At 71.5% G+C, this 26,731-nt stretch carries 1 protein-coding gene; it reads right to left on the reverse strand.

Features of this window, described 5'->3' with window-relative positions; all coding sequences use genetic code 11:
* Positions 1-12 precede the first annotated feature (12 nt).
* Positions 13-26,475 (reverse strand): type I polyketide synthase, encoded by a 26,463-nt coding sequence (locus EMA17_RS53090; RefSeq protein ID WP_246127279.1) that lies wholly within the window; start codon positions 26,473-26,475, stop codon positions 13-15.
* Positions 26,476-26,731: the final 256 nt, after the last annotated feature.

The following is a 26,731-nucleotide window of genomic DNA, read 5'->3' on the forward strand; positions in this document are numbered from 1 at the left end:
CCGGTGCGCGTGTCAGGAGACTTCGAGCTCGTTGTCGATGAAGGCGAACATCTCGTCGTCCGTGGCCGACTCGATCCGGTCCGCCACCTTTTCGTTGTCGGACTGCTCGCCGTTGTCGTTGAGGCTCGCCAGGACCTCCTTGAGGCGTGCGGCGAGCCGGCCGCGCGCGGCGCTCTCCTCGGTGAGCCCCGCCATCGAGCTCTCGATCCGATCCAGTTCGGCGAAGAAGCGGAGTACGCCCGCCTCTTCGTCCTCCGCCCCGCCGAACCGGGCCACCAGGTGGTCGATCAGCTCGATCGGGGTCGGGTAGTCGAAGATGAGTGTCGCCGGGAGTTGCAGCCCGGTGGCCGTGTTGAGCCGGTTGCGGAACTCCACCGCGGTGAGCGAGTCGAAGCCGACGTCCTGGAACTGGCGTTGGGGCTCGACGGCGGATCCGTCGGCGAATCCGAGTACGGCGGCCATCTGGCCGCGCACCAGGTCCGACAGCGCCGACCGCCGCTCGCTCGGCTCCAGGGCGGCGAAGCGCTCGGCCGGCACCGCGGCGTGCGCCGCGCCGGCGGACGCTCGCCTGGCGGTCCTGCGGACCAGGTCGCGGAACACCGCCGGCAGGTGGTCCGCCATCGCGCCCAGGGTCCGAAGGTCGAGCCGGACCGGGACCAGGACGGCTCGCTCCGCCTCGATCGCGCCGTCGAACAGGGCCAGACCGTCGGCCGTGGAGAGCGGGGTGATGCCCGTGCGCTTCAGACGACGCATGGCGACCTCGTCGAGTTCGCCGGCCATGCCGCCGGTCTCCCACAGGCCCCAGGCCAGGGAGGTGGCGGGCAGGCCCTGTGCGCGGCGGTGCTGGGCGAGCGCGTCCAGGAACGCGTTCGCCGCCGCGTAGTTGCCCTGCCCGGCCGCGCCGAGGACGCCGGACGCCGAGGAGAACAGGGCGAACACCGCGAGGTCCAGGTCCTCGGTGAGTTCGTGGAGGTGCCAGGCGGCGTCGGCCTTGGGCCGCAGGACGGTGTCCACGCGGTCGGGGGTGAGCGATGCGATGGTGGCGTCGTCGAGGACGCCCGCGGTGTGGACGACGCCGGTCAGCGGGTGGTCGGCGGGGATGTCCGCGATCAGGTCGGCGAGGGCGTCGCGGTCGCCGACGTCGCAGGCGACGGCGACCGCGAGGGCGCCGTGCTCGGCGAGTTCGGCGACGAGCGCGTCGGCGCCTGGGGCGTCCGGGCCGCGGCGACTGGCCAACAGCAGGTGCCGCACGCCGTGTTCGAGCACGAGGTGGCGGGTGACCAGGGCGCCCAGGCCGCCGGTGCCGCCGGTGATCAGTACGGTGCCCTCCGGCTTGAAGGCCGGTGCCCGGTCCTGCGGCTCGGGGACGGTGGTGCGGGTCAGGCGTGGGGTGTAGGTCTTGCCCGTGCGGATGGCGAGTTGGGGCTCGCCGGTGGCCAGGGCTCGGCCGATGGCGTCGTGGGATGTGGGGTCGTCGTCCAGGTCCAGCAGTACGAACCGGTCGGGGTGTTCGGCCTGGGCGGCTCGTACCAGGCCCCATACGGCTGCCTGCACCGGATCCGGGCCGCCGGCGGTCTCCATGACCACCGCACCGCGCGTGACCACGACCAGCCGGGAGGCGGCGAATCGGTCGTCCGCCGGCCAATCCCGCAACTGCGCCAATACGTCGTGTGTGACGCGGCGCAGTGCACCCGGAACGTCCCCGGCCGACGCGGACAGGCCCAGCAGCACATGCCCGGGCACGTCCCCGGTTGCCGCCAACGCGGCCGGATCCGCGTAGGACGCGGCCGCCGCAGCGAAACCGTCGCCCCCGAGCGCCGCCCACCGCAGGTCCTCCCGCGACGAGGTATCCACCGCCGCCCAGTCCAGTGCGAAGAGGGCGTCACGGAGTCCGCCGCCCGAGGCGGCCGGGCCCCCGGTGGAAATCGGGCGCAGGATGAGGGAGTGGATTTCGGCGACGGGTGCGCCGGTGGTGTCGGCGAGGGTCAGGGACACTCCGCCGTCGGTCGGGGCGATCCGGACGCGGAGTGTGGTCGCGCCGGTCGCGTACAGGCTCACGCGGTTCCAGGCGAACGGCAGGTACGGGCGCCCGGACTCGACTTCGGGGAGGAAGTCGCCCAGCGCCGTGCCGTGCAGGGCCGCGTCCAGAAGGGCCGGGTGCAGACCGAACCGCGCGGCGTCCGCATGCGCCGACTCGGCCAACACCACCTCCGCGTAGACGTCGCCGCCGATGCGCCAGGCGGCGGTCAGGCCCCGGAAGACCTCCCCGTACTCCAGGCCGAGGTCGGCCAGGTCGTCGTAGAGGGTGTCGACGTCCACCGGTTCGGCGTCCTTCGGCGGCCACTGCGTCAGGTCGAAGCGCGGTGCCTCGGCGGGGGCGAGCATGCCTTGTGCGTGTCGGTTCCAGGGCGCGGTGAGGTCGGCGTCCTCTGCGCGCGAGTACACGGTGAGGGATCGATGTCCGGTGTCGTTCGGGGAATCGAGGACGAGTTGAAGTTGGAGGTTGCCGTGTTCGGGGAGGACGAGGGGGGCTTGGAGGATCAATTCCTCGAGGTGTGGGGTGCCGGTTTCGTCGCCGGCCCGGATGGCAAGTTCGGCGAGGGCGGCGCCGGGGAGGATCACGGTGCCGTTGACGGCATGGTCCGCGAGCCAGGGGTGGGTGTCGAGGGAGAGCCGTCCGGTGAGGGTGAGTTGGTCGGTGCCCGGGGAGGGGATGGCGGCGGTGAGGAGGGGGTGGTCGATGGGGGTGAGTCCGGCGGTGGTGACGTTGCCGGTGGCGGCGGACTTCAGCCAGTAGTGGCTGTGCTGGAAGGCGTAGGTGGGGAGGTCGAGGTGTCGGGCCGAGGTGGTGGCGAAGTGGGTGCTCCAGTCGACGGCGGTGCCGTGGGTGTGGAGGGTGGCGAGGGCTTCGAGGAGGGTGCGGGTCTCGTCGCGGTCCTTGCGGACGGCGGGGACCAGGACCGCGTCCTCGTCGGTGTCGAGGGTCTGCCTGGCCAAGGCGGTCAGGACGCCGTCCGGACCGATCTCGACGAATGTGGCGGCGCCGGCCGCGCGGGCGGCGGTGACGGAGTCGGCGAACCGGACCGCGTGGCGCACGTGCTCCACCCAGTAACCCGGGTCGGTGAGCAGACCCTCCGCAGCCACTTCACCGGTGACGTCGGAGACCACCGGGATGCTCGGCTCACGGTAGGCGAGCCCTTCGGCCACCTGCCGGAACTCCGCCAGCATCGGCTCCATCAACGGCGAGTGGAACGCGTGCGAGACCCGCAACCGGCGGACCCGCACTCCCCGCTCGGCCATCACCCGGCCGATGTCGTCGACGGCCGCTTCGGTGCCGGAGACCACCACCGCCGACGGTGCATTGACCGCAGCGACGCCGACCTCGTCCTCACGCCCCGCGAGCAGCGGCAGTACATCCGCCTCCGGCGCGGCGACCGCGAGCATCGCGCCGCCCGCCGGGAGGGCCTGCATCAACCTGGCCCGGGCCGCCACCAGGCGGCACGCGTCCTCCAGCGAGAACACCCCGGCCACATGCGCGGCCGCAAGCTCGCCGATCGAATGCCCGACCAACACATCCGCCACAACGCCGTACGAGACGAGCAGCCGGTAGAGCGCGACCTCGAACGCGAACAACGCCGGCTGCGTCATCCCCGTCTCGTCCAACAACCCCGCCTCCGCCGAGCCCGGCTCGGCGAACATCACCTCGCGGACCGGACGCTCCAGCAACGGATCCAGAACCGCACACACCTCGCCAAAGGCGTCGGCGAACACCGGGAACCCGGCCGCAAGTTCCCGCCCCATCCCCAGCCGCTGGCTGCCCTGACCCGCGAACAACAGGGCCAACTTCCCGCCGGCAGCGCTGCCCGTGACCACCCCGGCCACAGACGACCCGGCCGCCAACGCCCCCAACCCGGCCAGCAGTTCGTCCCGGCTCTCGCCGACCACGACCGCACGCCGGTCCAGGACCGTCCGTGAGGACACGAGTGCGCCACCCACCGAAGCGAGATCGACCTCCGGGGCGCCCACCGCCCACTCTCGGAGCCGCCCGGCCTGCGCGGCCAACGCGTCGGAGTTCCGTGCGGAGATCACCCACGGCACCAACGACGGCACCGGACCGTCGGCCTCGGCGGCCGTGACCTCGACCACCTCGCCCTGCTCGATGACCACATGGGCGTTCGTCCCACTGAATCCGAACGACGAGACCGCCGCCCGCCGAGGCCGATCGATCTCCGGCCACGGCCGGGCCTCGGTGAGCAGTTCGATGGCCCCCGCCGACCAGTCGACGTGCGGTGACGGCGCATCGACGTGGAGGGTCTGCGGCAACACCCCGTGGCGCATGGCCATGACCATCTTGATGATGCCCGCGACACCGGCAGCCGCCTGTGTGTGGCCGAGGTTCGACTTCACGGAGCCGAGCCACAGCGGCCGGTCCTCGGGCCGGTCCTGCCCGTACGTGGCGAGCAGCGCCTGCGCCTCGATCGGGTCACCCAGAGTCGTGCCGGTGCCGTGCGCCTCCACCGCGTCGACGTCCGACGCCGTCAGCCCCGCGTTCGCCAGCGCCTGCCGGATCACCCGCTGCTGCGAGGGCCCGTTCGGCGCGGTCAGCCCGTTGCTCGCACCGTCCTGATTGATCGCCGATCCACGCACGACCGCCAGGATCGGGTGGCCGTTCCGCCGGGCATCCGACAGCCGCTCGACGAGCAGCATGCCCACGCCCTCGCCCCACCCGGTGCCGTCCGCGGCAGCGGCGAACGCCTTGCAGCGCCCGTCGACCGACAGCCCCCGCTGCCGCGAGAACTCCACGAACGTCCCCGGCGTCGCCATCACCGTCACACCACCGGCGAGTGCCATGTCGCACTCACCCGATCGCAGTGCCTGCACCGCCCAGTGCAACGCCACCAGCGACGACGAACACGCCGTATCCACCGTCACCGCCGGACCCTCGAACCCGAACGTGTACGCCACCCGACCCGACGCCACACTCCCCGAGTTCCCGGTACCGATCAGCCCCTCCAACTCCGGCGGCAACTTGCCGACCTGGGAGACGTAGTCGTGGTACATCACACCGGCGAAGACCCCGGTACGGCTGCCCCGCAGCCCGGCCGGATCCAGGCCCGCACGTTCCATGGCCTCCCAGGACGTCTCCAGCAACAGGCGCTGCTGCGGGTCCATGGCAAGCGCCTCACGCGGCGAGATCCCGAAGAACCCCGGGTCGAACTCGCCTGCGTCGTAAAGGAATCCGCCGTGTCGGGCGTAGGTCGTGCCCCGGCTCGCCGGGTCCGGGTCGTACAGCTTCCGCAGATCCCAGCCCCGGTCGGTCGGGAACTCGCCCACCGCGTCCCGGGCCTGGGCCACCAGATCCCACAGCCCCTCGGGCGACCCCACTCCGCCCGGAAAGCGGCAACCGATGCCGACGATCGCGATCGGCTCGTCGTACGTCGTCGAAGTCGGGAGAGGGGCCGAGGTCTCCTGCGTACCGAGCAGTTCACCGGTCAGGAAATCGACGAGTGCCAAGGGCGTCGGATAGTCGAAGATCAGCGTGGCCGGGAGCCGCAGACCCGTCGCCTCGTTGAGGCGATTTCGGAGTTCCACGGCCAGCAACGAGTCGAATCCGAGGTCCTGGAAGGACAGGCCGGCCTGGACGGCCGAGGCGTCCTTGTACCCGAGAACCACGGCGATCTGGCCGCGTGCCAGTTCGTCCAGCAGAGACTTCCGCGCGGCCGCGTCCAGCGCGGCCAGCCGCCCCCTCAGCGTGGACTCGTTCTCCGATCCACTCGCTGCCGTGCGCCTGGTGGGACCGCCCACGACCAGCCCGCGCAACAGCGGCGGAAGGAACTCCGGACGGGCGCCCAGAGCCTTCGGATTCAGCCCCACCGGGACGAGCACGGGACGAGCGGACCGAACGGAGGTGTCCAGTAGCGCAAGGCCGTCCGCCGTCGACAGCGGCAGCACGCCGGAACGCTCGAGGCGTCGCAGATCGACCGCGTCGAGCTCGCCCGCCATGCCGCCTTCCGTCCACAGGCCCCAGGCCAGGGAGGTGGCGGGCAGGCCCTGGGCGTGGCGGTGCTGGGCGAGCGCATCCAGGAAGGCGTTGGCGGCGGCGTAGTTGCCCTGTCCGGCTCCGCCGAGGACGCCGGAGATCGAGGAGAAGAGCACGAAGGTGGTGAGGTCGAGTTCGCGGGTGAGGTCGTGGAGGTGCCAGGCGGCGTCGGCCTTGGGTCGCAGGACGGTGTCGATGCGGTCGGGGGTGAGCGATGCGATGGTGGCGTCGTCGAGGACGCCCGCGGTGTGGACGATGCCGGTCAGCGGGTGATCGGCGGGGATGTCCGCGATCAGGCCGGCGAGGGCTTCGCGGTCGCCGACGTCGCAGGCGACGGCGACCGCGAGGGCGCCGTGCTCGGCGAGTTCGGCGACGAGCGCGTCCGCGCCGGGCGCGGCCGGGCCGCGGCGACTGGCCAACAGCAGGTGGCGTACCCCGTGTTCGACCACGAGGTGGCGGGCGACCAACGCACCCAGGCCACCGGTGCCACCGGTCACCAACACCGTACCCTCCGCCGTGAAGACCGGCGCGGCTTCCTCTGTCGCGGGGACGGTGGCCCGCATCAGGCGCGGCACCTTTACCTCACCGGCGCGGACGGCGAGTTGCGGCTCGCCGATGGCCAGGGCCCGGCCGATGGCGCGTTCCGACGCGGGATCGTCGTCCAGGTCCAACAGTACGAACCGGTCGGGGTGTTCGGCCTGCGCGGCCCGCACCAGACCCCACACCGCCGCCCGCACCGGATCCGGATCACCGGGCCCGTCCGTGACCACCGCACCACGCGTGACCACCACCAGGCGGGACGCGGCGAACCGCTCCTCCGCCACCCACTCCTGCACCCGCGCCAACACCTCGTGCGTGACGTGGCGCAGCGCGTCCGGCACATCCGTGGTCGCGTCGCGCGGGGCGGTGTCCGGAGCGCCGACCAGCACATACTCCGGGACGTCGGCCCGCTCGGCGAGGGCCGTCGGGCCCGGGTCCGTCCCGGTTGCCGTGGCGGGCAGTGCGGCCCATCGCGGCTCGGGGACGTCTGCACCGGAGGGCGGAGTCGTCCACTCGATCCGGAACAGCGAGTCGAGGTGCCGGGCCCGAGAGCCGCCCAGGCCGTCGACGGCGAGCGGACGCAGTGTCAGGGACCCGATCTCGGCGACCGGCGCACCGGTCGAATCGGCGACCGCCAAGGCGACCTGCCCACCGGAGGCCGAGGAAACCCGCACCCGAAGCCTCGTCGCACCGGTGGCATACAGCGTGAATCCGTTCCAGGCGAACGGCAGGTACGGCCGCCCGGACTCCATCTCCGGCAGGAAGTCGCCCAGGGCAATGGCATGCAGCGCTGCATCCAGAAGAGCCGGGTGCAGACCGAACCGCGCCGCGTCCGCATGCGCCGACTCGGCCAACATCACCTCGGCGTAGACGTCGTCGCGGGTGCGCCAGGCGGCGGTCAGGCCCCGGAAGACCTCCCCGTACTCCAGGCCGAGGTCGGCCAGATTGTCGTAGAGGGCGTCGACGTCCACCGGTTCGGCGCCCTGTGGCGGCCACTGGGCCGTCGGGTCGAAGCCCGGTGCCTCGGCGGCCATGGTCGTCAGCACGCCTTCGGCGTGGCGGGTCCACGTGGTCGAGCCGTCGTCCTCGACACGCGCGTGAATCGACACCCCACGCCGCCCCGACTCGTCCGGAGCCGCGACCACCACCTGAAGCCGCACACCACCGTGCACCGGCACCACGAGCGGAGCGTGAAGGGTCAACTCCTCCACCACCGGACTGCCGACCTCGTCACCGGCCCGCACGGCAACGTCGACCAGTGCGGAGCCCGGGAGGATCACCGTGCCACCGACCGCATGGTCCGCCAGCCACGGCTGGGCCGCCACGGACAGGCGCCCGCTGAAGACCACCGCCTCCCCACCCGCAACCTCCGTCGCGGCACTCAGCAACGGGTGATCGACCGCGCCCAGACCCGCACCGGTGACGTCACCGGTCGCGGCGGGCGACTCCAGCCAGAAGCGCTGGTGCCGGAAGGCGTAGGTGGGGAGGTCGAGGTGTCGGGTGGGGGTGCCGGTGAAGTATGTGCCCCAGTCGACGGCCAGGCCTTGCGTGTGGACGGTGGCGAGGGCTTCGAGGAGGGTGCGGGCTTCGTCGCGGTCCTTGCGGACGGCGGGCACCAGGACCGCGTCCTCGTCGGTGTCGAGGGTCTGCTTGGCCAGGGCGGTCAGGACGCCGTCCGGGCCGATCTCGACGAACACCGACGCCCCGGACGCGCGGGCGGCGGATACGGAGTCGCCGAAGCGGACCGCGTGGCGCACGTGCTCCACCCAGTAGCCCGGATCGGTGAGCACACCCTCCCCGGCGATCGCGCCGGTGACGTCCGAGACCACCGGGATGGTCGGCTTACGGTAGGCGAGCCCTTCGGCCACCTGCCGGAGCTCCGCCAGCATCGGCTCCATCAACGGCGAGTGGAACGCGTGCGACACCCGCAGCCTGCGGACCCGCACTCCCCGCTCGGTCATGACACGGCCGATATCCTCCACGGCCGTTTCGGTGCCGGAGACCACCACCGCCGTGGGCGCGTTGACGGCGGCGATCCCCACCTCGTCCTCACGACCCGCGAGCAACGGCAACACGTCGGCCTCAGGCGCGGCAATCGCGAGCATCGCGCCGCCCGCCGGGAGGGCCTGCATCAACCGGGCCCGGGCCGCCACCAGACGGCACGCGTCCTCCAACGAGAACACCCCGGCCACATGCGCGGCCGCAAGCTCACCGATCGAATGCCCGACCAGCACATCCGCCACAACGCCGTACGACACCAGCAGCCGATAGAGCGCGACCTCGAACGCGAACAACGCCGGCTGCGTCATCCCCGTCTCGTCCAACAACCCGGTCTGTTCGCTGCCCGGCTGGGCGAACACCACCTCACGCACGGGGTGTGCCAGCAGCGGATCAAGAGCCGCACACACCTCGTCGAACGCAGCCGCGAACACCGGGAACGCAGCCGCCAGTTCGCGGCCCATGCCCAGGCGCTGACTCCCCTGGCCCGCGAACAGCAGCGCCAACTTCCCGCCACTGCCACTGCCCGTGACCACCCCGGCCACAGACGACCCTGCCGCCAACGCTCCCAACCCGGCCAGCAGTTCGTCCCGGCTCTCGCCGACCACGACCGCACGCCGATCCAGGACCGCCCGCGAGGACACGAGTGCGCCGCCCACCGCAGCAGGATCCACACTCGCCTCGCCCGCAACCCACTCCCGCAGCCGCCCCGCCTGAGCAGCCAGCGCCTCCGCGTTCCGCGCCGAGATCACCCACGGCACCAACGGCAACACCGGAGCGTCGACCTCGGCCCCGGCAACCGCGACCACCTCGCCCTGCTCGATGACCACATGCGCGTTCGTCCCGCTCACACCGAACGACGAGACCGCCGCCCTACGCGGCCCGGAGACCTCGGGCCATTCGCGAGCCTCGGTCAGCAACTCGACGGCCCCGGCAGACCAGTCCACGTGCGGCGACGGCGCGTCCACGTGAAGGGTTTGCGGCAACACCCCGTGCCGCATGGCCATGACCATCTTGATGATCCCGGCCACGCCCGCAGCCGCCTGCGTGTGCCCGAGGTTCGACTTCACCGACCCCAACCACAACGGCCGACCCTCGGGCCGATCCTGCCCATAGGTCGCGAGCAGCGCCTGCGCCTCGATCGGATCACCCAGGGCCGTACCCGTGCCGTGCGCCTCCACCGCGTCGACGTCCGACGCCGTCAACCCCGCGTTGGCCAACGCCTGACGAATCACCCGCTGCTGCGACGGGCCGTTCGGCGCCGTCAGACCGTTGCTCGCGCCATCCTGGTTGACCGCCGACCCACGCACGACGGCCAACACCGGATGGCCATTCCGGCGAGCATCGGACAGCCGCTCGACGAGCAGCATGCCCACACCCTCGCCCCACCCGGTGCCATCCGCCGCCGCGGCGAACGCCTTGCAACGACCGTCCACCGACAGTCCCCGCTGCCGCGAGAACTCCACGAACGTCCCCGGCTTCGCCATCACCGTCACACCACCCGCCAGCGCCATGTCGCACTCGCCGGAAAGCAGTGCCTGCACCGCCAGGTGCAGCGCGACCAGCGACGACGAGCACGCCGTGTCCACCGTGACCGCCGGGCCCTCGAACCCGAACGTGTACGACACCCGGCCCGAAGCCACACTCCCCGAGTTGCCGGTGCCGATCAGCCCTTCCAACTCGACGGGCACGGAGGAGAGTTGCGACGCGTAGTCGTGGTACATCACACCGGCGAAGACCCCGGTGCGGCTGCCCCGCAGCCCGGTCGCGTCGATCCCCGCCCGCTCCAACGCCTCCCACGACGTCTCCAGCAACAGACGCTGCTGCGGATCCATCGCAAGGGCCTCGCGCGGCGAGATCCCGAAGAACCCCGGATCGAACTCCCCCGCCTCGTACAGGAATGCACCCCGCCGGGTATACGTCGTACCCCGGTTCTCCGGGTCCGGGTCGTACAGCTTCTCCAGATCCCAACCTCGGTCGGTCGGGAACTCCCCGATGGCGTCTCGGCCCTGGGCCACCAGGTCCCACAGCCCCTCGGGCGACCGCACTCCGCCCGGGAAGCGGCAGCCGATGCCGACGATCGCGATCGGCTCGTCGTCCGTCGACGTCCTGGCCGAGGTGACGACCTCGATCCCGGCGGCCGTCCCGGAGAGTTCCAGGTCGAGGTGTTCCGCCACGACCCGTGAGGTCGGGTAGTCGAAGACCAGCGTCGCCGGAAGTCGCAGTCCGGTCAGGGTGTTGAGCCGGTTGCGCAGTTCGACGGCGGTCAGCGAGTCGAAACCCAGCTCCTGGAAGGCCCGGTCCGGCTGCACGGCGTCCACCGAATCGTGCCCCAGTACGGCTGCGATCTCCTCGCGCACCAGGTGCAACAACGTCCGACCACGTTCGGCGGCGTCCAGCGCGGCCAGGCGCCGCGCCAACGGCGAGGTGCCGGCACCCGCCGCGTCACCCGCCTTCGCCGCCTGCCGTACACGACCGCGCACCAGCCCGCGAAGCAATGTCGGCACATCGTCACCGCGCGCCCGCAACACGGTCGTATCGACGCGAATCGGCACCAACGAGACGGTCTCGGCGCGCAGTCCGGCGTCGAAAGCGGCGAGGCCCTGGTCCACGGACAACGCCGGCAACCCCTGGCGCCGCATCCGCTCCAGATCGACCTCGGTCAGCCATTGGCTGAGGCCGGTGTCCGTGTCCCACAGGCCGTACGCGAGGGAGGTGGCCACGAGTCCCCGCGCCCGACGGTGTTGCGCGAGCGCGTCCAGGAACACGTTCGCCGCCGCGTAGTTGCCCTGGCCGGCCGCGAGGACCAGTCCACCTGCGGACGAGAACAACACGAACGCCGCCAGGTCCAGATCACGGGTCAACTCGTGGAGGTACCACGCCGCATCCGCCTTCGGACCGAAAACCCCGTCCAACCGCTCCGCCGACAACGAACCCACCAGCCCGTTGTCACCCACACCCGCCGCATGCACCACACCCGTCAGGGGGTGGTCGGCGGGGACGTCCACGATCAGTCGGGCGAGAGCGTCGCGGTCGGCGACATCGCACGCGACGGCGTCCACCCGCGCGCCGTACTCGGCCAGTTCGGCAATGAGCGCATCGGCGCCCGGCGCCTCCGGGCCGCGGCGACTCGCCAGCAACAGGTTTCGCACGCCGTGCTCGACCACCAGGTGCCGAGCAACCAGCGCGCCCAGGCCACCTGTTCCACCGGTGATCAGCACCGTGCCGTCGGCCGCGAACACCGCGTCCCCGGCATCGGGGACGGTGGCCCTGGTCAGCCGCGGCACCTTCACCTCACCCGCGCGGACCGCCAGTTGCGGCTCGCCGGTAGCCAGGGCGCGCCCGATGGCGCGATCCGACGCGGGATCGTCGTCCAGGTCCAACAGTACGAACCGGTCGGGGTGTTCGGCCTGGGCGGCTCGCACCAGACCCCACACCGCCGCCTGCGCCGGATCCGGATCACCGGCCCCGTCCGTGACCACCGCGCCGCGCGTGACCACCACCAACCGGGAAGCGGCGAACCGCTCGTCCGCCACCCACTCCTGCACCCGCGCCAACACCTCGTGCGTCACCCGGCGCAGCGCACCCGGAACATCCCCGACCGACTTCGGCTCCGACTCCGACGAAGCCTGCAACACATACCCGGGAACCTCACCGGCCGCCGCCAACGCCGCCAACGCCGCCAAATCCGCGAACGACTCAGCCGCCGACGCAAACGTGTCGCTTCCGAGCGCCACCCAGCGCAGGTCCTCCCGCGACGAGGCGTCCATCGCCGCCCAGCCAAGTTCGAAGAGAACATCGTGGTGCCTGCCGGTGGCCGAGGGCAGGGCCGGCGCAACCGGTCGGAACGTGAGGGAGCCGATCTCGGCGACCGGCGCGCCCGTCGCATCGGCGAGAGCCAACCGGACTTCGCCCCGCGTAGCGCCCGGTGCGACCCTTACGCGAAGCGCGGTGGCGCCGGCGGCGTACAGCACGACCCGGTTCCACGCGAACGGCAGATACGGCCGCCCTGCCTCGACCTCGGGCAGGAAGTCACCCAGCGCCATGCCGTGCAGAGCCGCATCCAGCAGAGCGGGGTGCAGGCCGAAGCGCTCGGCATCCGCGTGTGCCCGCTCGGGCAGGGTGATTTCGGCGAAGACTTCGTCACCGTCGCGCCAGGCGGCGGTCAGGCCCCGGAAGACCTCTCCGTACTCCAGCCCCAGGTCGGCCAGATCGTCGTAGAGGGAGTCGACGTCCACGGGCTCGGCGCCCTTCGGCGGCCACTGCAACATGTCGAAGGACCATGTGGGGGCAACCGCCGCGAGCACACCCACGGCATGCCGCGTCCAGTCCTCCTCACCCGGCGTGCCCTCGACCCGCGAGTGGATCGTCACCTCACGCCGACCCGACTCGTCCGCCCCCACCACCAACTGGAGCTGCACACTGCCGTGTTCGGGCAGTACGAGCGGGGCCTGGAGGGTAAGTTCCTCCAGCACCGGGTAACCGACCTCGTCGCCGACCCGCACCGCCAGCTCGACGAGCGCCGCACCAGGCGCCAGCACCACGCCATTGACCGCGTGATCCGCCAACCACGGCTGTGTCGCCGACGACAACCGCCCGGTGTACAGGAATCCGGCCGAGCCGGGCAACTCCGTCGCCGCGCCGAGCAGCGGGTGCTCGATCGTGTCCAGCCCGACCGCCGTCACATCACCGGCGATCGTTCCCGAATCCACCCAGTAGCGCCGCCTCTGGAACGCGTAGGTGGGCAACTCGATGGGTTGGGGCCGAGCGGGCGCGTAGTACGTGCTCCAGTCGACGGTCAGGCCCTGCGTGTGGACGGCGGCGAGGGCTTCGAGGAGGGCGCGCGTCTCCTCCCGGTCCTTGCGGACGGCGGGCACCAGGACCGCGTTCTCGTCGGTGTCGAGGATCTGCCGGGCCAGGGCCGTCAGGACGCCGTCGGGGCCGATCTCGACGAACACCGAGGCGCCGGCCGCACGGGCGGCGGTGACGGAGTCGGCGAACCGGACCGCGTGGCGCACGTGCTCGACCCAGTAACCCGGGTCGGTGAGCAGACCCTCCGCAGCCACTTCACCGGTGACGTCGGAGATCACCGGGATGGTCGGTTCGCGGTAGGCGAGCCCTTCGGCCACTTGCCGGAACTCCGCCAGCATCGGGTCCATGAGCGGCGAGTGGAACGCATGCGAAACCCGCAGCCTGCGGACACGAACCCCCCGCTCGGCCATCACCCGGCCGATGTCGTCGACGGCCGCTTCGGTGCCGGAGACCACCACCGCCGTGGGCGCGTTGACGGCGGCGATCCCCACCTCGTCCTCACGACCCGCGAGCAACGGCAGCACATCCGCCTCCGGCGCGGCGACCGCGAGCATCGCGCCGCCCGCCGGGAGGCCCTGCATCAACCGGGCCCGCGCGGCCACCAGACGGCACGCGTCCTCCAGCGAGAACACGCCCGCGACGTGCGCGGCCGCAAGCTCACCGATCGAATGCCCGACCAGCACATCCGCCGTAACGCCGTACGAGACCAGCAGCCGGTAGAGCGCGACCTCGAACGCGAACAACGCCGGCTGCGTCATCCCGGTCTCGTCCAGCAGTCCGACGTACTCGCTGCCCGGCTCGGCGAAGACAACCTCACGCACAGGATGCGCCAGCAGCGGATCCAGAACCGCACACACCTCGCCAAAGGCATCGGCGAACACCGGGAAGCCGGCGACAAGTTCCCGCCCCATCCCCAGCCGCTGACTACCCTGCCCCGCGAACAACAGCGCCAACTTCCCGCCGGCAGCGCTTCCCATGACCACCCCGGGCGCAGACGACCCGGCCGCCAACGCCCCCAACCCGGCCAGCAACTCGTCCCGCCCGGCACCAACCACCACCGCACGGTCACCCAACACCGCGCGACCCGTGGCAAGCGCAAACCCAACACTCGCCGGTTCGAGCTCCTGACGGGCCTCCACCCACGAACGCAGCCGCTCCGCCTGGGCCCGCAACGCGTCGGCACCATGGGCCGAGACGATCCAGGGCAGAGCCGACAGGTCCGGCTCGCGGACGTCCGCGTCCGTCGACCCGTCCACCACAGGCGGCTGTTCGACGATGACATGCGCGTTCGTACCGCTGATCCCGAACGACGAGATGCCCGCCCGGCGCGGATGGCCGTTCTGCGGCCACTCCCGGGCCTCGGTGAGGAGTTCGACCGCGCCCGAGGACCAGTCCACGTGCGGCGAGGGCTCGTCGACGTGCAGCGTCTTGGGCAGCAGCCCGTGGCGTATCGCCATCACCATCTTGATGACGCCACCGACCCCGGCCGCCGCCTGGGCGTGACCCATGTTCGACTTCACCGAGCCCAGCCACAACGGCCGATCCGCCGGCCGGTCTTGGCCATACGTGGCGATCAGCGCCTGCGCCTCGATCGGGTCACCCAACGTCGTACCCGTGCCATGCGCCTCCACCGCATCCACATCCGACGCCGCCAACCCGGCATTCGCCAACGCCTGCCGGATCACCCGCTGCTGCGACGGACCGTTCGGCGCCGTCAAACCATTGCTCGCACCATCCTGATTGACCGCCGAGCCACGCACGACCGCCAACACCCGGTGCCCGTTCCGATGCGCATCCGACAGCCGCTCCACCAGCAGCATGCCCGCGCCCTCGGCCCAGCCCGCGCCGTCCGCCGCGGCCGAGAACGCCTTGCATCGGCCGTCGACGGCCAGGCCGCGCTGCCGGGAGAACTCCACGAACATGCCCGGCGTGGCCATCACGGTCACACCGCCGGCCAGCGCCAGGTCGCAGTCGCCCGACCGCAACGCCTGCACCGCCCAGTGCAACGCCACCAGCGACGACGAACACGCCGTATCCACCGTCACCGCCGGACCCTCGAACCCGAACGTGTACGCCACCCGACCCGAGACCAGGCTGCCGCCGCTGGTCGATCCGTGCGCCACGCCGAGGCCGTAGTCGTGGTACATGACGCCCGCGAAGACACCGGTACGACTGCCCCGCGCCGAGCCGGGATCGATGCCCGCCCGCTCGAACGCCTCCCACGAGGTCTCCAGGAGCAGCCGCTGCTGCGGGTCCATCGTGTGTGCCTCGCGCGGCGAGATCCCGAAGAAGCCCGGGTCGAACTCCCCCGCGTCGTAGAGGAATCCACCGTGGCGCGCATAGGTCTTGCCGGGCGTGCCGGGCTCCGGGTCGTACAACTTTCCGATGTCCCAGCCGCGGTCGGTCGGAAATTCCGCGACGGCGTCCTGTCCGTCGGCGACCATCCGCCACAGGTCGTCCGGCGAGACCACCCCGCCCGGATACCGGCAGGCCATCCCGACGATCGCGATCGGCTCGTCGTCCGTCGGTCGTGAGACCGGCACCGCCGACGCGGCCCCGGAGGCCGTTCCGACGAGTTCGGCGATGATGTGCTCCGCCACCGCCCGAGGCGTCGGGTAGTCGAAGACGAGGGTGGCCGGAAGCCGCAGTCCGCTCGCCGTGTTGAGTTCGTTGCGGAGTTCCACCGCGGTCAGCGAGTCGAAGCCGAGGTCCCGGAACGCCCGATCCACCGGAACCGCGTCCGGCGAGCTGTGCCCGAGCACCGACGCGGCCTTCTCGCGCACCAAGTCCCCGACCACCCGGCTGCGTTCGGCGGCGCTCAGCCCCGCCAGGCGCTGCGCCGGAGCCCAGGTGCCCCCGCCTGCGGCACCCGCCCGCGCGACCTGTCGCACACGACCGCGCACCAGGCCCCGCAGCAGCACCGGCACGCCCTCGCCGCGCGCCCGCAATGCCGCCGCGTCGACCCGAATCGGAACCAATGTCGCGGTGTCGGCGCCCAGTCCGGCGTCGAAGGCCGCGAGCCCGTCCGCCACGGACAGTGCGGGCAGCCCCTGGCGCCGCATCCGCTCCAGGTCGGCGTCGCTCAGGAACTGAGCCATGCCGGTGGGAGCCTGCCACAGGCCGTACGCGAGGGAGGTGGCCGCAAGTCCCCGCGCCCGACGGTGTTGCGCGAGCGCGTCCAGGAACACGTTCGCCGCCGCGTAGTTGCCCTGGCCGGCGGCGAGGACCAACCCACCCGCGGACGAGAACAACACGAACGCCGCCAGGTCCAGATCACGGGTCAGCTCATGGAGGTACCACGCCGCATCCGCCTTCGGACCGAAGACCCCGTCCAACCGCTCCGCCGACAACGAACCCACCAGCCCGTTGTCGGCGACACCCGCCGCATGCACGACACCCGTCAACGGATGGTCGGCGGGGACGTCCGCGATCAGTCGGGCGAGGGAGTCGCGGTCGCCGACATCGCAGGCCGCGATGGTCACCTCGGCGCCGCAGTCGGTCAGTTCGGCGATGAGCGCCGCGGCGTCGGGAGCGTCCGCACCGCGACGGCTGGCCAGGAGAAGATGACGCACACCGTGTTCGGTGACCAGGTGCCGGGCAACCAGCGCGCCCAGACCACCCGTACCGCCGGTGACCAGCACCGTGCCCTCCGCCGCGAACACCGGATCCCCGGCATCCGGGACGGTGGCCCGGGTCAGTCGCGGCACCCGCACCTCACCCGCACGGACGGCGGCCTCGGACTCCCCCGAGGCCACGATCGAGCCCAGCACCCGCCGGGACTCCTCGCCACCGTCCACGTCCACCAGCACGAAGCGGCCCGGATTCTCCGCCTCGGCCGCCCGCACCAGACCCCACACCGCGGCCTGCGCCGGATCCACCGTCGACCCGGCGTCCGCGTCGACCGCACCGCGGGTGACGACGATCAGTCGGGACGAGGCGAACCGGTCGTCCGCCAACCACCCCTGAATCGCCGCCAGCACGCCGTACGTCCCTCGCCGCAGCGCCTCCGGAACACTCGTCTCGGCGTCCGCGGACTCGACCGCGTACACGACGGCTTCGGGCGCGATCGTGTCCGCGTCGGTCGCCGACATCACGGTTTCGAGATCGGCGAGATCCTGCCCCGCCGCGGATTCCTCCGCGAGCCGGAGCACGGTCCAGTCGACGCGGAACAGCGACTCGGCGCGGCCGTCGGCCAGTTGGTCCGCTGACACGGGGCGCGTGGCAAGCGACTCGACCGACAGGACCGGAGCTCCGGTGGTGTCGGCGATCGTCATCGACACGGAGTTCCCGCGCGACTGCGAGATCCGTACACGCACGCCGGTGGCCCCGGCGGCGTGCAGGCTCACCCCGCTCCAGGAGAACGGCAGTACCGTCCGGGCCTCCTCGCGCCCCTCGTCTCCGGCGTCGAGCAGCAGCGAGTGCATAGCGGCGTCGAGGAGCGCCGGGTGCAGGCCGAAGCGTGCTGCCTCGGCGAACGCCTCCTCCGGCAGTTCGACCTCGGCGAACACGTCGGTACCGCGCCGCCACACCGCCCTCAACCCCTGGAAGACGGGACCGTACTCATAGCCCCTGCCGAGCAGCGACTCGTACGCGTCGCCCACGTCGACCGCGGTCGCCCCGGCGGGCGGCCACTGCTCCAAATCGGCCGCCGGCCGCGGCACCGCATCGGTCAGTACGCCCACGGCATGCAGCGTCCACGGCCCGTCCGGGTCGGCCTCGTCCCGCGAGTGAATCGTCACGGGCTTGGCACCGGAGGCATCGACGGCCCCGGCGGCGACCTGGACCTGGAGACCACCCACCGCGGGCACCATCAGCGGCGCCTGCAGGGTCAGTTCCTCGAGGACCGTGCATCCCGCCTCCAGCCCGGCGCGAACCGCCAACTCCAACAGCCCAGTGCCCGGCAGCAGCACGTTTCCGAGGATGTTGTGGTCGGCGAGCCAGGGGTGGGTGTCGAGGGAGAGCCGTCCGGTGAGGGTGAGTTGGTCGGTGTCCGGGGAGGGGATGGCGGCGGTGAGGAGGGGGTGGTCGATGGGGGTGAGTCCGGCGGTGGTGACGTTGCCGGTGGCGGCGGACTTCAGCCAGTAGTGGCTATGCTGGAAGGCGTAGGTGGGGAGGTCGAGGTGTCGGGCCGGGGTGGTGGCGAAGTGGGTGCCCCAGTCGACGGCGGTGCCGTGGGTGTGGAGGGTGGCGAGGGTTTCGAGGAGGGTGCGGGTCTCGTCGCGGTCCTTGCGGACGGCGGGGACCAGGACCGCGTTCTCGTCGGTGTCGAGGGTCTGCTTGGCGAGGGCGGTCAGTACGCCGTCGGGGCCGATCTCGACGAACACCGAGGCGCCGGCCGTGCGGGCGGCGGTCACGGAGTCGGCGAACCGGACCGCGTGGCGGACGTGCCGGACCCAGTAGCCGGGGTCGGTGAGCACACCTTCCGCTGCCACTTCACCGGTGACGTCGGTGACCACCGGGATGGTCGGCTCGCGGTAGACAAGCCCCTCGGCGACCTGCCGGAACTCGTCCAGCATCGGGTCCATGAGCGGCGAGTGGAACGCGTGCGAGACGCGCAGCCTGCGGACGCGCACTCCCCGCTCGGCCATCTCGCGGCCGATGTCGTCGACGGCCGTTTCGGTGCCGGAGACCACCACCGCCGTGGGCGCGTTGACCGCAGCGATACCGACCTCGTCCTCACGGCCGGCAAGCAGCGGCAACACATCCGCCTCGGGCGCGGCAACCGCGAGCATCGCCCCACCGGCAGGCAGGGCCTGCATCAAGCGGGCCCGGGCCGCCACCAGACGGCACGCGTCCTCCAGCGAGAACACCCCGGCCACATGCGCGGCCGCAAGCTCACCGATCGAATGCCCGACCAACACATCCGCCGTCACACCGAACGACACCAACAACCGATACAGCGCGACCTCGAACGCGAACAACGCCGGCTGCGTCATCCCCGTCTCGTTCAGCAGTCCGGCGTACTCGCTGCCCGGCTCGGCGAAGACAACCTCACGCACAGGATGCGCCAGCAACGGATCCAGAACCGCACACACCTCGCCAAAGGCATCGGCGAACACCGGGAACCCGGCGACAAGTTCCCGCCCCATCCCCAACCGCTGACTACCCTGACCCGCGAAGAACAGCGCCAACTTCCCGCCGCTGCCACCGCCCGTGACCACCCCGGACACAGACGACCCGGCCGCCAACGCCTCCAACCCGGCCAGCAGTTCGTCCCGCCCGGCACCGACCACGACCGCACGCTCGTCCAACACCGCGCGACCATCGACCAACGCCCGACCCACCACCGCAACGCCCAGGTCCGCGGCGCCCACAGCCCACTCCCGCAACCGCCCCGCCTGCGCGGCCAACGCCTCCGCATTCCGCGCCGAGATCACCCACGGCACCAACGGCAACACCGGAGCGTCGACCTCGGCCCCGGCAACCGCGACCACCTCGCCCTGCTCGATGACCACATGCGCGTTCGTCCCGCTCACACCGAACGACGAGACCGCCGCCCGGCGTACCCGAGAGACCTCCGGCCACTCATGGGCCTCGGTCAACAGCTCGACGGCCCCCGCCGACCAGTCCACGTGCGGCGACGGTGCATCGACATGCAGCGTCTGCGGCAACATCCCGTGGCGCATGGCCATGACCATCTTGATGATGCCCGCGACACCGGCAGCCGCCTGCGTGTGGCCGAGGTTCGACTTCACCGAACCGAGCCACAGCGGCCGGTCCTCGGGCCGATCCTGCCCATAGGTCGCGAGCAGCGCCTGCGCCTCGATCGGGTCACCCAACGACGTACCGGTGCCGTGCGCTTCGACGGCATCCACATCCGACACAGACAACCGCGCATTCGCCAGCGCCTGACGAATCACCCGCTGCTGCGACGGACCGTTCGGCGCCGTCAGACCATTACTCGCACCGTCCTGGTTGACCGCGGACCCGCGCACGACGGCCAATACGCGATGCCCGTTCCGGCGAGCGTCCGACAGCCGCTCCACGAGCAGCATGCCCACACCCTCGCCCCACCCGGTGCCGTCCGCAGCCGCAGCAAACGCCTTGCAACGCCCATCCACCGACAGCCCCCGCTGCCGCGAGAACTCCACGAACGTCCCCGGCGTCGCCATCACCGTCACACCACCGGCCAGCGCCATGTCGCACTCACCCGACCGCAACGCCTGCACCGCCCAGTGCAACGCCACCAGCGACGACGAACACGCCGTGTCCACCGTTACCGCCGGACCCTCGAACCCGAACGTGTACGCCACCCGACCCGACGCCACACTCCCCGAGTTCCCGGTACCGATCAGCCCCTCCAACTCACCGGGTACGGAAGCGAGTTGTGTGGCGTAGTCGTGGTACATCACACCGGCGAAGACCCCGGTACGGCTGCCCCGCAGCCCGGCCGGATCCAGACCCGCCCGCTCCAACGCCTCCCACGACGTCTCCAGCAACAACCGCTGCTGCGGATCCATCGCCAACGCCTCACGCGGCGAAATGCCGAAGAAGTCCGCGTCGAACCCGCCCGCGTCGTGCAGGAATCCGCCGTGACGGGCGTATGTCGTGCCTCGGTTGTCCGGGTCCGGGTCGTACAGCTTCCCGAGGTCCCAGCCGCGATTCGTCGGGAATTCCCCGATGGCGTCCCGGCCTTGGGCCACCAGACGCCACAGGTCCTCGGGCGAGGTCACACCGCCGGGGTAGCGGCAGGCCATGCCGACGATGGCGATGGGTTCGTCGTCGGCGGTCGTCGTGGCGACGGCCGCCGGCATGTCGGCTCTCGTGCCCAGGAGTTCGCCGCTCAGGTGGTCGGCGAGCGCAATCGGGGTGGGGTGGTCGAAGACCACCGTGGTGGGCAGCCGCAGCCCGGTGAGGGAATTGAGCCGGTTGCGGAACTCCACCGCGATCAGCGAGTCGAAACCGAGGTCCTGGAATTGACGCTTGGGCTCGATCGCCGATCCGTCGGCGAATCCGAGTACGGCGGCCACCTGGCCTCGCACCAGCTCCGACACCACCGACCGCCGCTCCTCCGGTGCCAGCGCCGCCAGTCGCCCGACCAGGCCGGCCGCCGCAACTCCTGTGCCGACCGCCCGCCGCCCGGGCCTGCGCACCAGTGACCGGAACATCGCGGGCAGGTGGTCCCCCACCGCAGCCAGAGCCTTGAGTTCGAGCCGAACCGGAACCACCGCGGCCCGGTCCTGCCTCAGGGCGACATCGAACAGCGCGAGACCGTCGTCATCGGACAGGGGGGCCACCCCGCTGCGTTCCAGGCGACGGATGACCGACTCGTCCACCCCACCGGCCATGCCGCCGGTCTCCCACAGGCCCCAGGCCAGCGATGTCGCGGGCAGGCCCTGGGCGCTCCGGTGCTCCGCCAACGCGTCGAGGAAGGCGTTCGCCGCCGCGTAGTTGCCCTGTCCGGCCGTGCCCAGCACCCCCGACGCCGAGGAGAACAGGGCGAACACCGCGAGATCCAGTTCCTTCGTCAGCTCGTGAAGGTGCCAGGCGGCGTCCGCCTTCGGCGACAGGACCGTGTCCATGCGTGCGGTGGTGAGAGCCGGGATCGTGGCATCGTCGAGGACGCCCGCGGCGTGGATCACTCCGGTCAACGACCGACCGGGAGGAATGGCCGAGATCAGGTCGGCGAGCGCACCGCGGTCGGCGACGTCGCAGGCCGCGACGGTCACCTCGGCGCCGTGGTCGGCGAGTTCGGTCACCAACTCCTCGGCACCCGGGGCGTCCGGGCCGCGGCGGCTGACCAGCAGCAGACGGCGTACGCCGTGCTCGACCACGAGATGGCGGGCGACCAAGGCACCCAGGCCGCCCGTACCGCCCGTGACCAGCACCGTGCCCTCCGGCGCGAAGACCGGCGCGGCCTCCTCCTTGGCGGAAACGGTGGTCCGGGTCAGGCGCGGCACCCGCAATTCGCCGGCGCGTAGGGCCAGTTGGGGCTCACCCGTGGCCAGCGCCCGACCGATCACGCGTACCGACGCGGCATCCTCGTCGAGGTCGAGCAGGACGAACCGCCCGGGGTGTTCGGCCTGCGCGGCGCGCACCAGACCCCACACGGCGGCCTGTGCCGGATCGATGGCGGCGTCGGTGTCACCGATGGCGTGATGGGTGACGACGACCATTCGAGGCGTGGTGCGGTCGGTGTGGTCGAGCCAACCCTGAACAAGCCGGAGCACGCCGTGGGTGACCGCATGCGCGGCGTCGGGGGTGTCGAGGCCGGTGGTGGGGCACGTGACGAGCACCCAGCGCGGCAGGGCGTCCGGGACATCCTGGTCGGGAACGGCGGCCAACGCGGCCATGCCGGCGTACACCTCGGCCCCGGTGCCGAAGTCGTCGGCTCCCAGCACGGCCCAGCGCTGCCCGGACTGTTCCTCGCCGAGCGGCACGCCGACCCACTCGACATGGAAGAGTGCGTCACGGAGCCGACCCACCGAAGCGGCCAACTCGTCGGTGGAAACCGGACGCAGGATCAGGGAGTCGACCTCGGCGACGGGCGCGCCGGTGGCGTCGGCAAGGGCCAGGGACACCCCGCCCTCGGCCGGGGCGACCCGGACGCGGAGCGTGGTCGCGCCGGTCGCGTACAGGGCCACCCGGTTCCAGGCGAACGGCAGATGGGGGCGGCCCGACGCGTCCTCGGGGAGGAATCCGCCGAGAGCGACGGCGTGCAGGGTCGCGTCGAGAAGGGCGGGGTGCAGACCGAATCGCACGGCATCGGGGTGGGCCTGTTCGGGGAGCACGATCTCGGCGTAGACGTCGTCGCCGGTGCGCCAGGCGGCGGTCAGGCCCCGGAAGACCTCCCCGTACTCCAGGCCCAGACCGGCCAGGTCCTCGTAAAGGGAGTCGACATCCACCGACCGGGCGCCCTTCGGCGGCCACTGCGTCAAGTCGAAGCGCGGTGCCTCGGCGGCCATGGTCGTCAGCACGCCTTCGGCGTGGCGGGTCCACGTGGTCGAGCCGTCGTCCTCGACACGCGCGTGAATCGACACCCCACGCCGCCCCGACTCGTCCGGAGCCGCGACCACCACCTGAAGCCGCACACCGCCGTGCACCGGCACCACGAGCGGAGCGTGAAGGGTCAACTCCTCCACCACCGGACTGCCGACCTCGTCACCGGCCCGCACGGCGACGTCGACCAGAGCCGCACCAGGCACGATCACCGTGCCCGCAACCACGTGGTCCGCCAGCCACGGCTGGGCCGCCACGGACAGACGGCCGCTGAAGACCACCGCCTCCCCACCCGCAACCTCCGTCGCGGCACTCAGCAACGGGTGATCGACCGCGCCCAGACCCACGCCGGTGACGTCACCGGGCGTGGCGGCGGGTTCGAGCCAGTAGCGCTGACGCCGGAAGGCGTAGGTCGGCAGTTCCACGTGCCGGGCGGGGGCCGTCGCGAAGTGGGCCGTCCAGTCGACGGTCAGACCTTGCGCGTGGACGGCGGCGAGGGCTTCGAGGAGGGTGCGGGTCTCCTCCCGGTCCTTGCGGACGGCGGGGACCAGGACCGCGTTCTCGTCGGTGTCGAGGGTCTGGCGGGCGAGGGCGGTCAGGACGCCGTCGGGGCCGATCTCGACGAACACCGACGCGCCGGCCGCACGGGCGGCGGTGACGGAGTCAGCGAACCGGACCGCGTGGCGCACGTGCTCGACCCAGTAACCCGGGTCGGTGAGCAGACCCTCCGCAGCCACTTCACCGGTGACGTCGGAGACCACCGGGATGCTCGGCTCACGGTAGACAAGCCCCTCGGCGACCCGCCGGAACTCCGCCAGCATCGGGTCCATGAGCGGCGAGTGGAACGCGTGCGAGACCCGCAGCCTGCGGACGCGCACTCCCCGCTCGGCCATCTCGCGGCCGATGTCGTCGACGGCCGCTTCGGTGCCGGAGACCACCACCGCCGACGGTGCATTGACCGCAGCGACGCCGACCTCGTCCTCACGCCCCGCGAGCAGCGGCAGCACATCCGCCTCCGGCGCGGCGACCGCGAGCATCGCGCCGCCCGCCGGGAGGGCCTGCATCAAGCGGGCCCGGGCGGCCACCAGGCGGCACGCGTCCTCCAGCGAGAACACCCCGGCCACATGCGCGGCCGCAAGCTCACCGATCGAATGCCCGACCAACACATCCGCCGCGACCCCGTACGACACCAGCAGCCGATAGAGCGCGACCTCGAACGCGAACAACGCCGGCTGCGTCATCCCCGTCTCGTTCAGCAGTTCGGCCCGTTCGCTGCCCGGCTCGGCGAACACCACCTCACGGAGCGGATGCGCCAGCAGCGGATCCAGAACCGCACACACCTCATCGAACGCAGCCGCGAACACCGGGAACCCGACGGCAAGTTCCCGCCCCATCCCCAGCCGCTGACTACCCTGCCCCGCGAACAACAGCGCCAACTTCCCGCCGCTGCCACCGCCCGCAACCACCCCGGCCACAGACGACCCGGCCGCCAACGCCCCCAACCCGGCCAGCAACTCGTCCCGCCCGGCGCCAACCACCACCGCACGCTCATGGTGCAGCGCCCGCGAGGACACCAACGCGCCACCCACCGCAGCAAGGTCAACGCGCGCGTCGCGAGCCACCCACTCCCGCAGCCGCCCCGCCTGACCGGCCAGCGCCTCCGCATTCCGCGCGGAGATCACCCACGGCACCAACGGCGGCACCGCACCGTCGGGCCCCTCACCCTCGCCCTCAGCCTCGGCAGCCTCAACCTCGACCACCTCGCCCTGCTCGACGATCACATGCGCGTTCGTCCCGCTCACGCCGAACGACGAGACGCCGGCCCGACGCGGGTGCTCCAGCGCCGCCCACTCCCGGGCCTCGGTCAACAGCTCGACGGCCCCCGCCGACCAGTCCACATGCGGCGACGGCGCGTCCACATGCAGCGTCCGCGGCAACACCCCGTGCCGCATCGCCATCACCATCTTGATGACGCCACCCACACCCGCAGCCGCCTGCGCATGCCCGATGTTCGACTTCAACGACCCCAACCACAACGGCCGATCCGCCGGCCGCCCCTGCCCATACGTCGCCAACAACGCCTGCGCCTCGATCGGATCACCGAGCGTCGTACCCGTGCCATGCGCCTCCACCGCATCCACATCCGACGCACCCAGGCCCGCGTTCGCCAACGCCTGCCGAATCACCCGCTGCTGCGAGGGCCCGTTCGGCGCCGTCAGACCATTACTCGCACCGTCCTGATTGATCGCCGACCCACGCACGACCGCCAGGATCGGGTGGCCGTTCCGCCGGGCATCCGACAGCCGCTCCACGAGCAGCATGCCGACACCCTCGCCCCACCCGGTGCCATCCGCCGCCGCAGCAAACGCCTTGCAACGCCCATCCACCGACAGCCCCCGCTGCCGCGAGAACTCCACGAACGTCCCCGGCGTCGCCATCACCGTCACACCACCGGCCAGCGCCATGTCGCACTCACCCGACCGCAACGCCTGCACCGCCCAGTGCAACGCCACCAGCGACGACGAACACGCCGTATCCACCGTCACCGCCGGACCCTCGAACCCGAACGTGTACGCCACCCGACCGGAGGCCACACTCCCCGAGTTCCCGGTACCGATCAGCCCCTCCAAGTCGGGTGGAGCCTCACCGGCCTGCGGGCTGTAGTCGTGGTACATCACACCGGCGAAGACCCCGGTACGGCTGCCACGCAGCCCGGCCGGATCCAGACCCGCCCGCTCCAACGCCTCCCACGACGTCTCCAGCAACAACCGCTGCTGCGGATCCATCGCCAACGCCTCACGCGGCGAAATACCGAAGAAGTCCGGATCAAACTCCCCGGCCTCGTACAGGAATCCGCCACGTCGGACGTACGACGTCCCCCGGCTCTCCGGATCCGGGTCGTACAGCTTCTCCAGGTCCCAGCCGCGATCCGCCGGGAACTCGCCCACCCCGTCGCGGCCTTGGGCCACCAGGTCCCAAAGCCCCTCCGGGGACACCACCCCGCCCGGATACCGGCACGCCATACCCACGATCGCGATCGGCTCGCGCGCGGCCCCGGCAAGCTGACGGTTCTGCTCGCGCAGACGCTCCGTCTCCTTCAGAGAGGCGCGCAGGGCTTCGATCAGTTTGGGGTCGTTCTCAGCCATTCTGCCTCGTGCTCCTCGCGGTACCGAGAAATGGGTGGATGAGCGTGCCCCGTCGGCGCAGGGCAGAGCGCAGCAATCACCACGGCGGCGAAGCGCTGTGGCGATCGTCGGAAAATAGGATTGTTCGGCGTTCCGAGTGGTCTCGAACTACTCGACGAGTCGACTCGATCGGATATCCGCGTGCGTCCCGACCATCGGAAGACCGAAGGAACTCATTTCCATTCTTCCGCGGGATCCGATCCCTTGGTACCCCTTG

The organism is Embleya hyalina, assembly GCF_003967355.1.
Lineage (GTDB): Bacteria > Actinomycetota > Actinomycetes > Streptomycetales > Streptomycetaceae > Embleya > Embleya hyalina.

Bases quoted from the DNA above. Each gene is read 5' to 3' on its own strand.
- EMA17_RS53090 (WP_246127279.1), bottom strand. From the start codon at position 26,475: ATGGCTGAGAACGACCCCAAACTGATCGAAGCCCTGCGCGCCTCTCTG.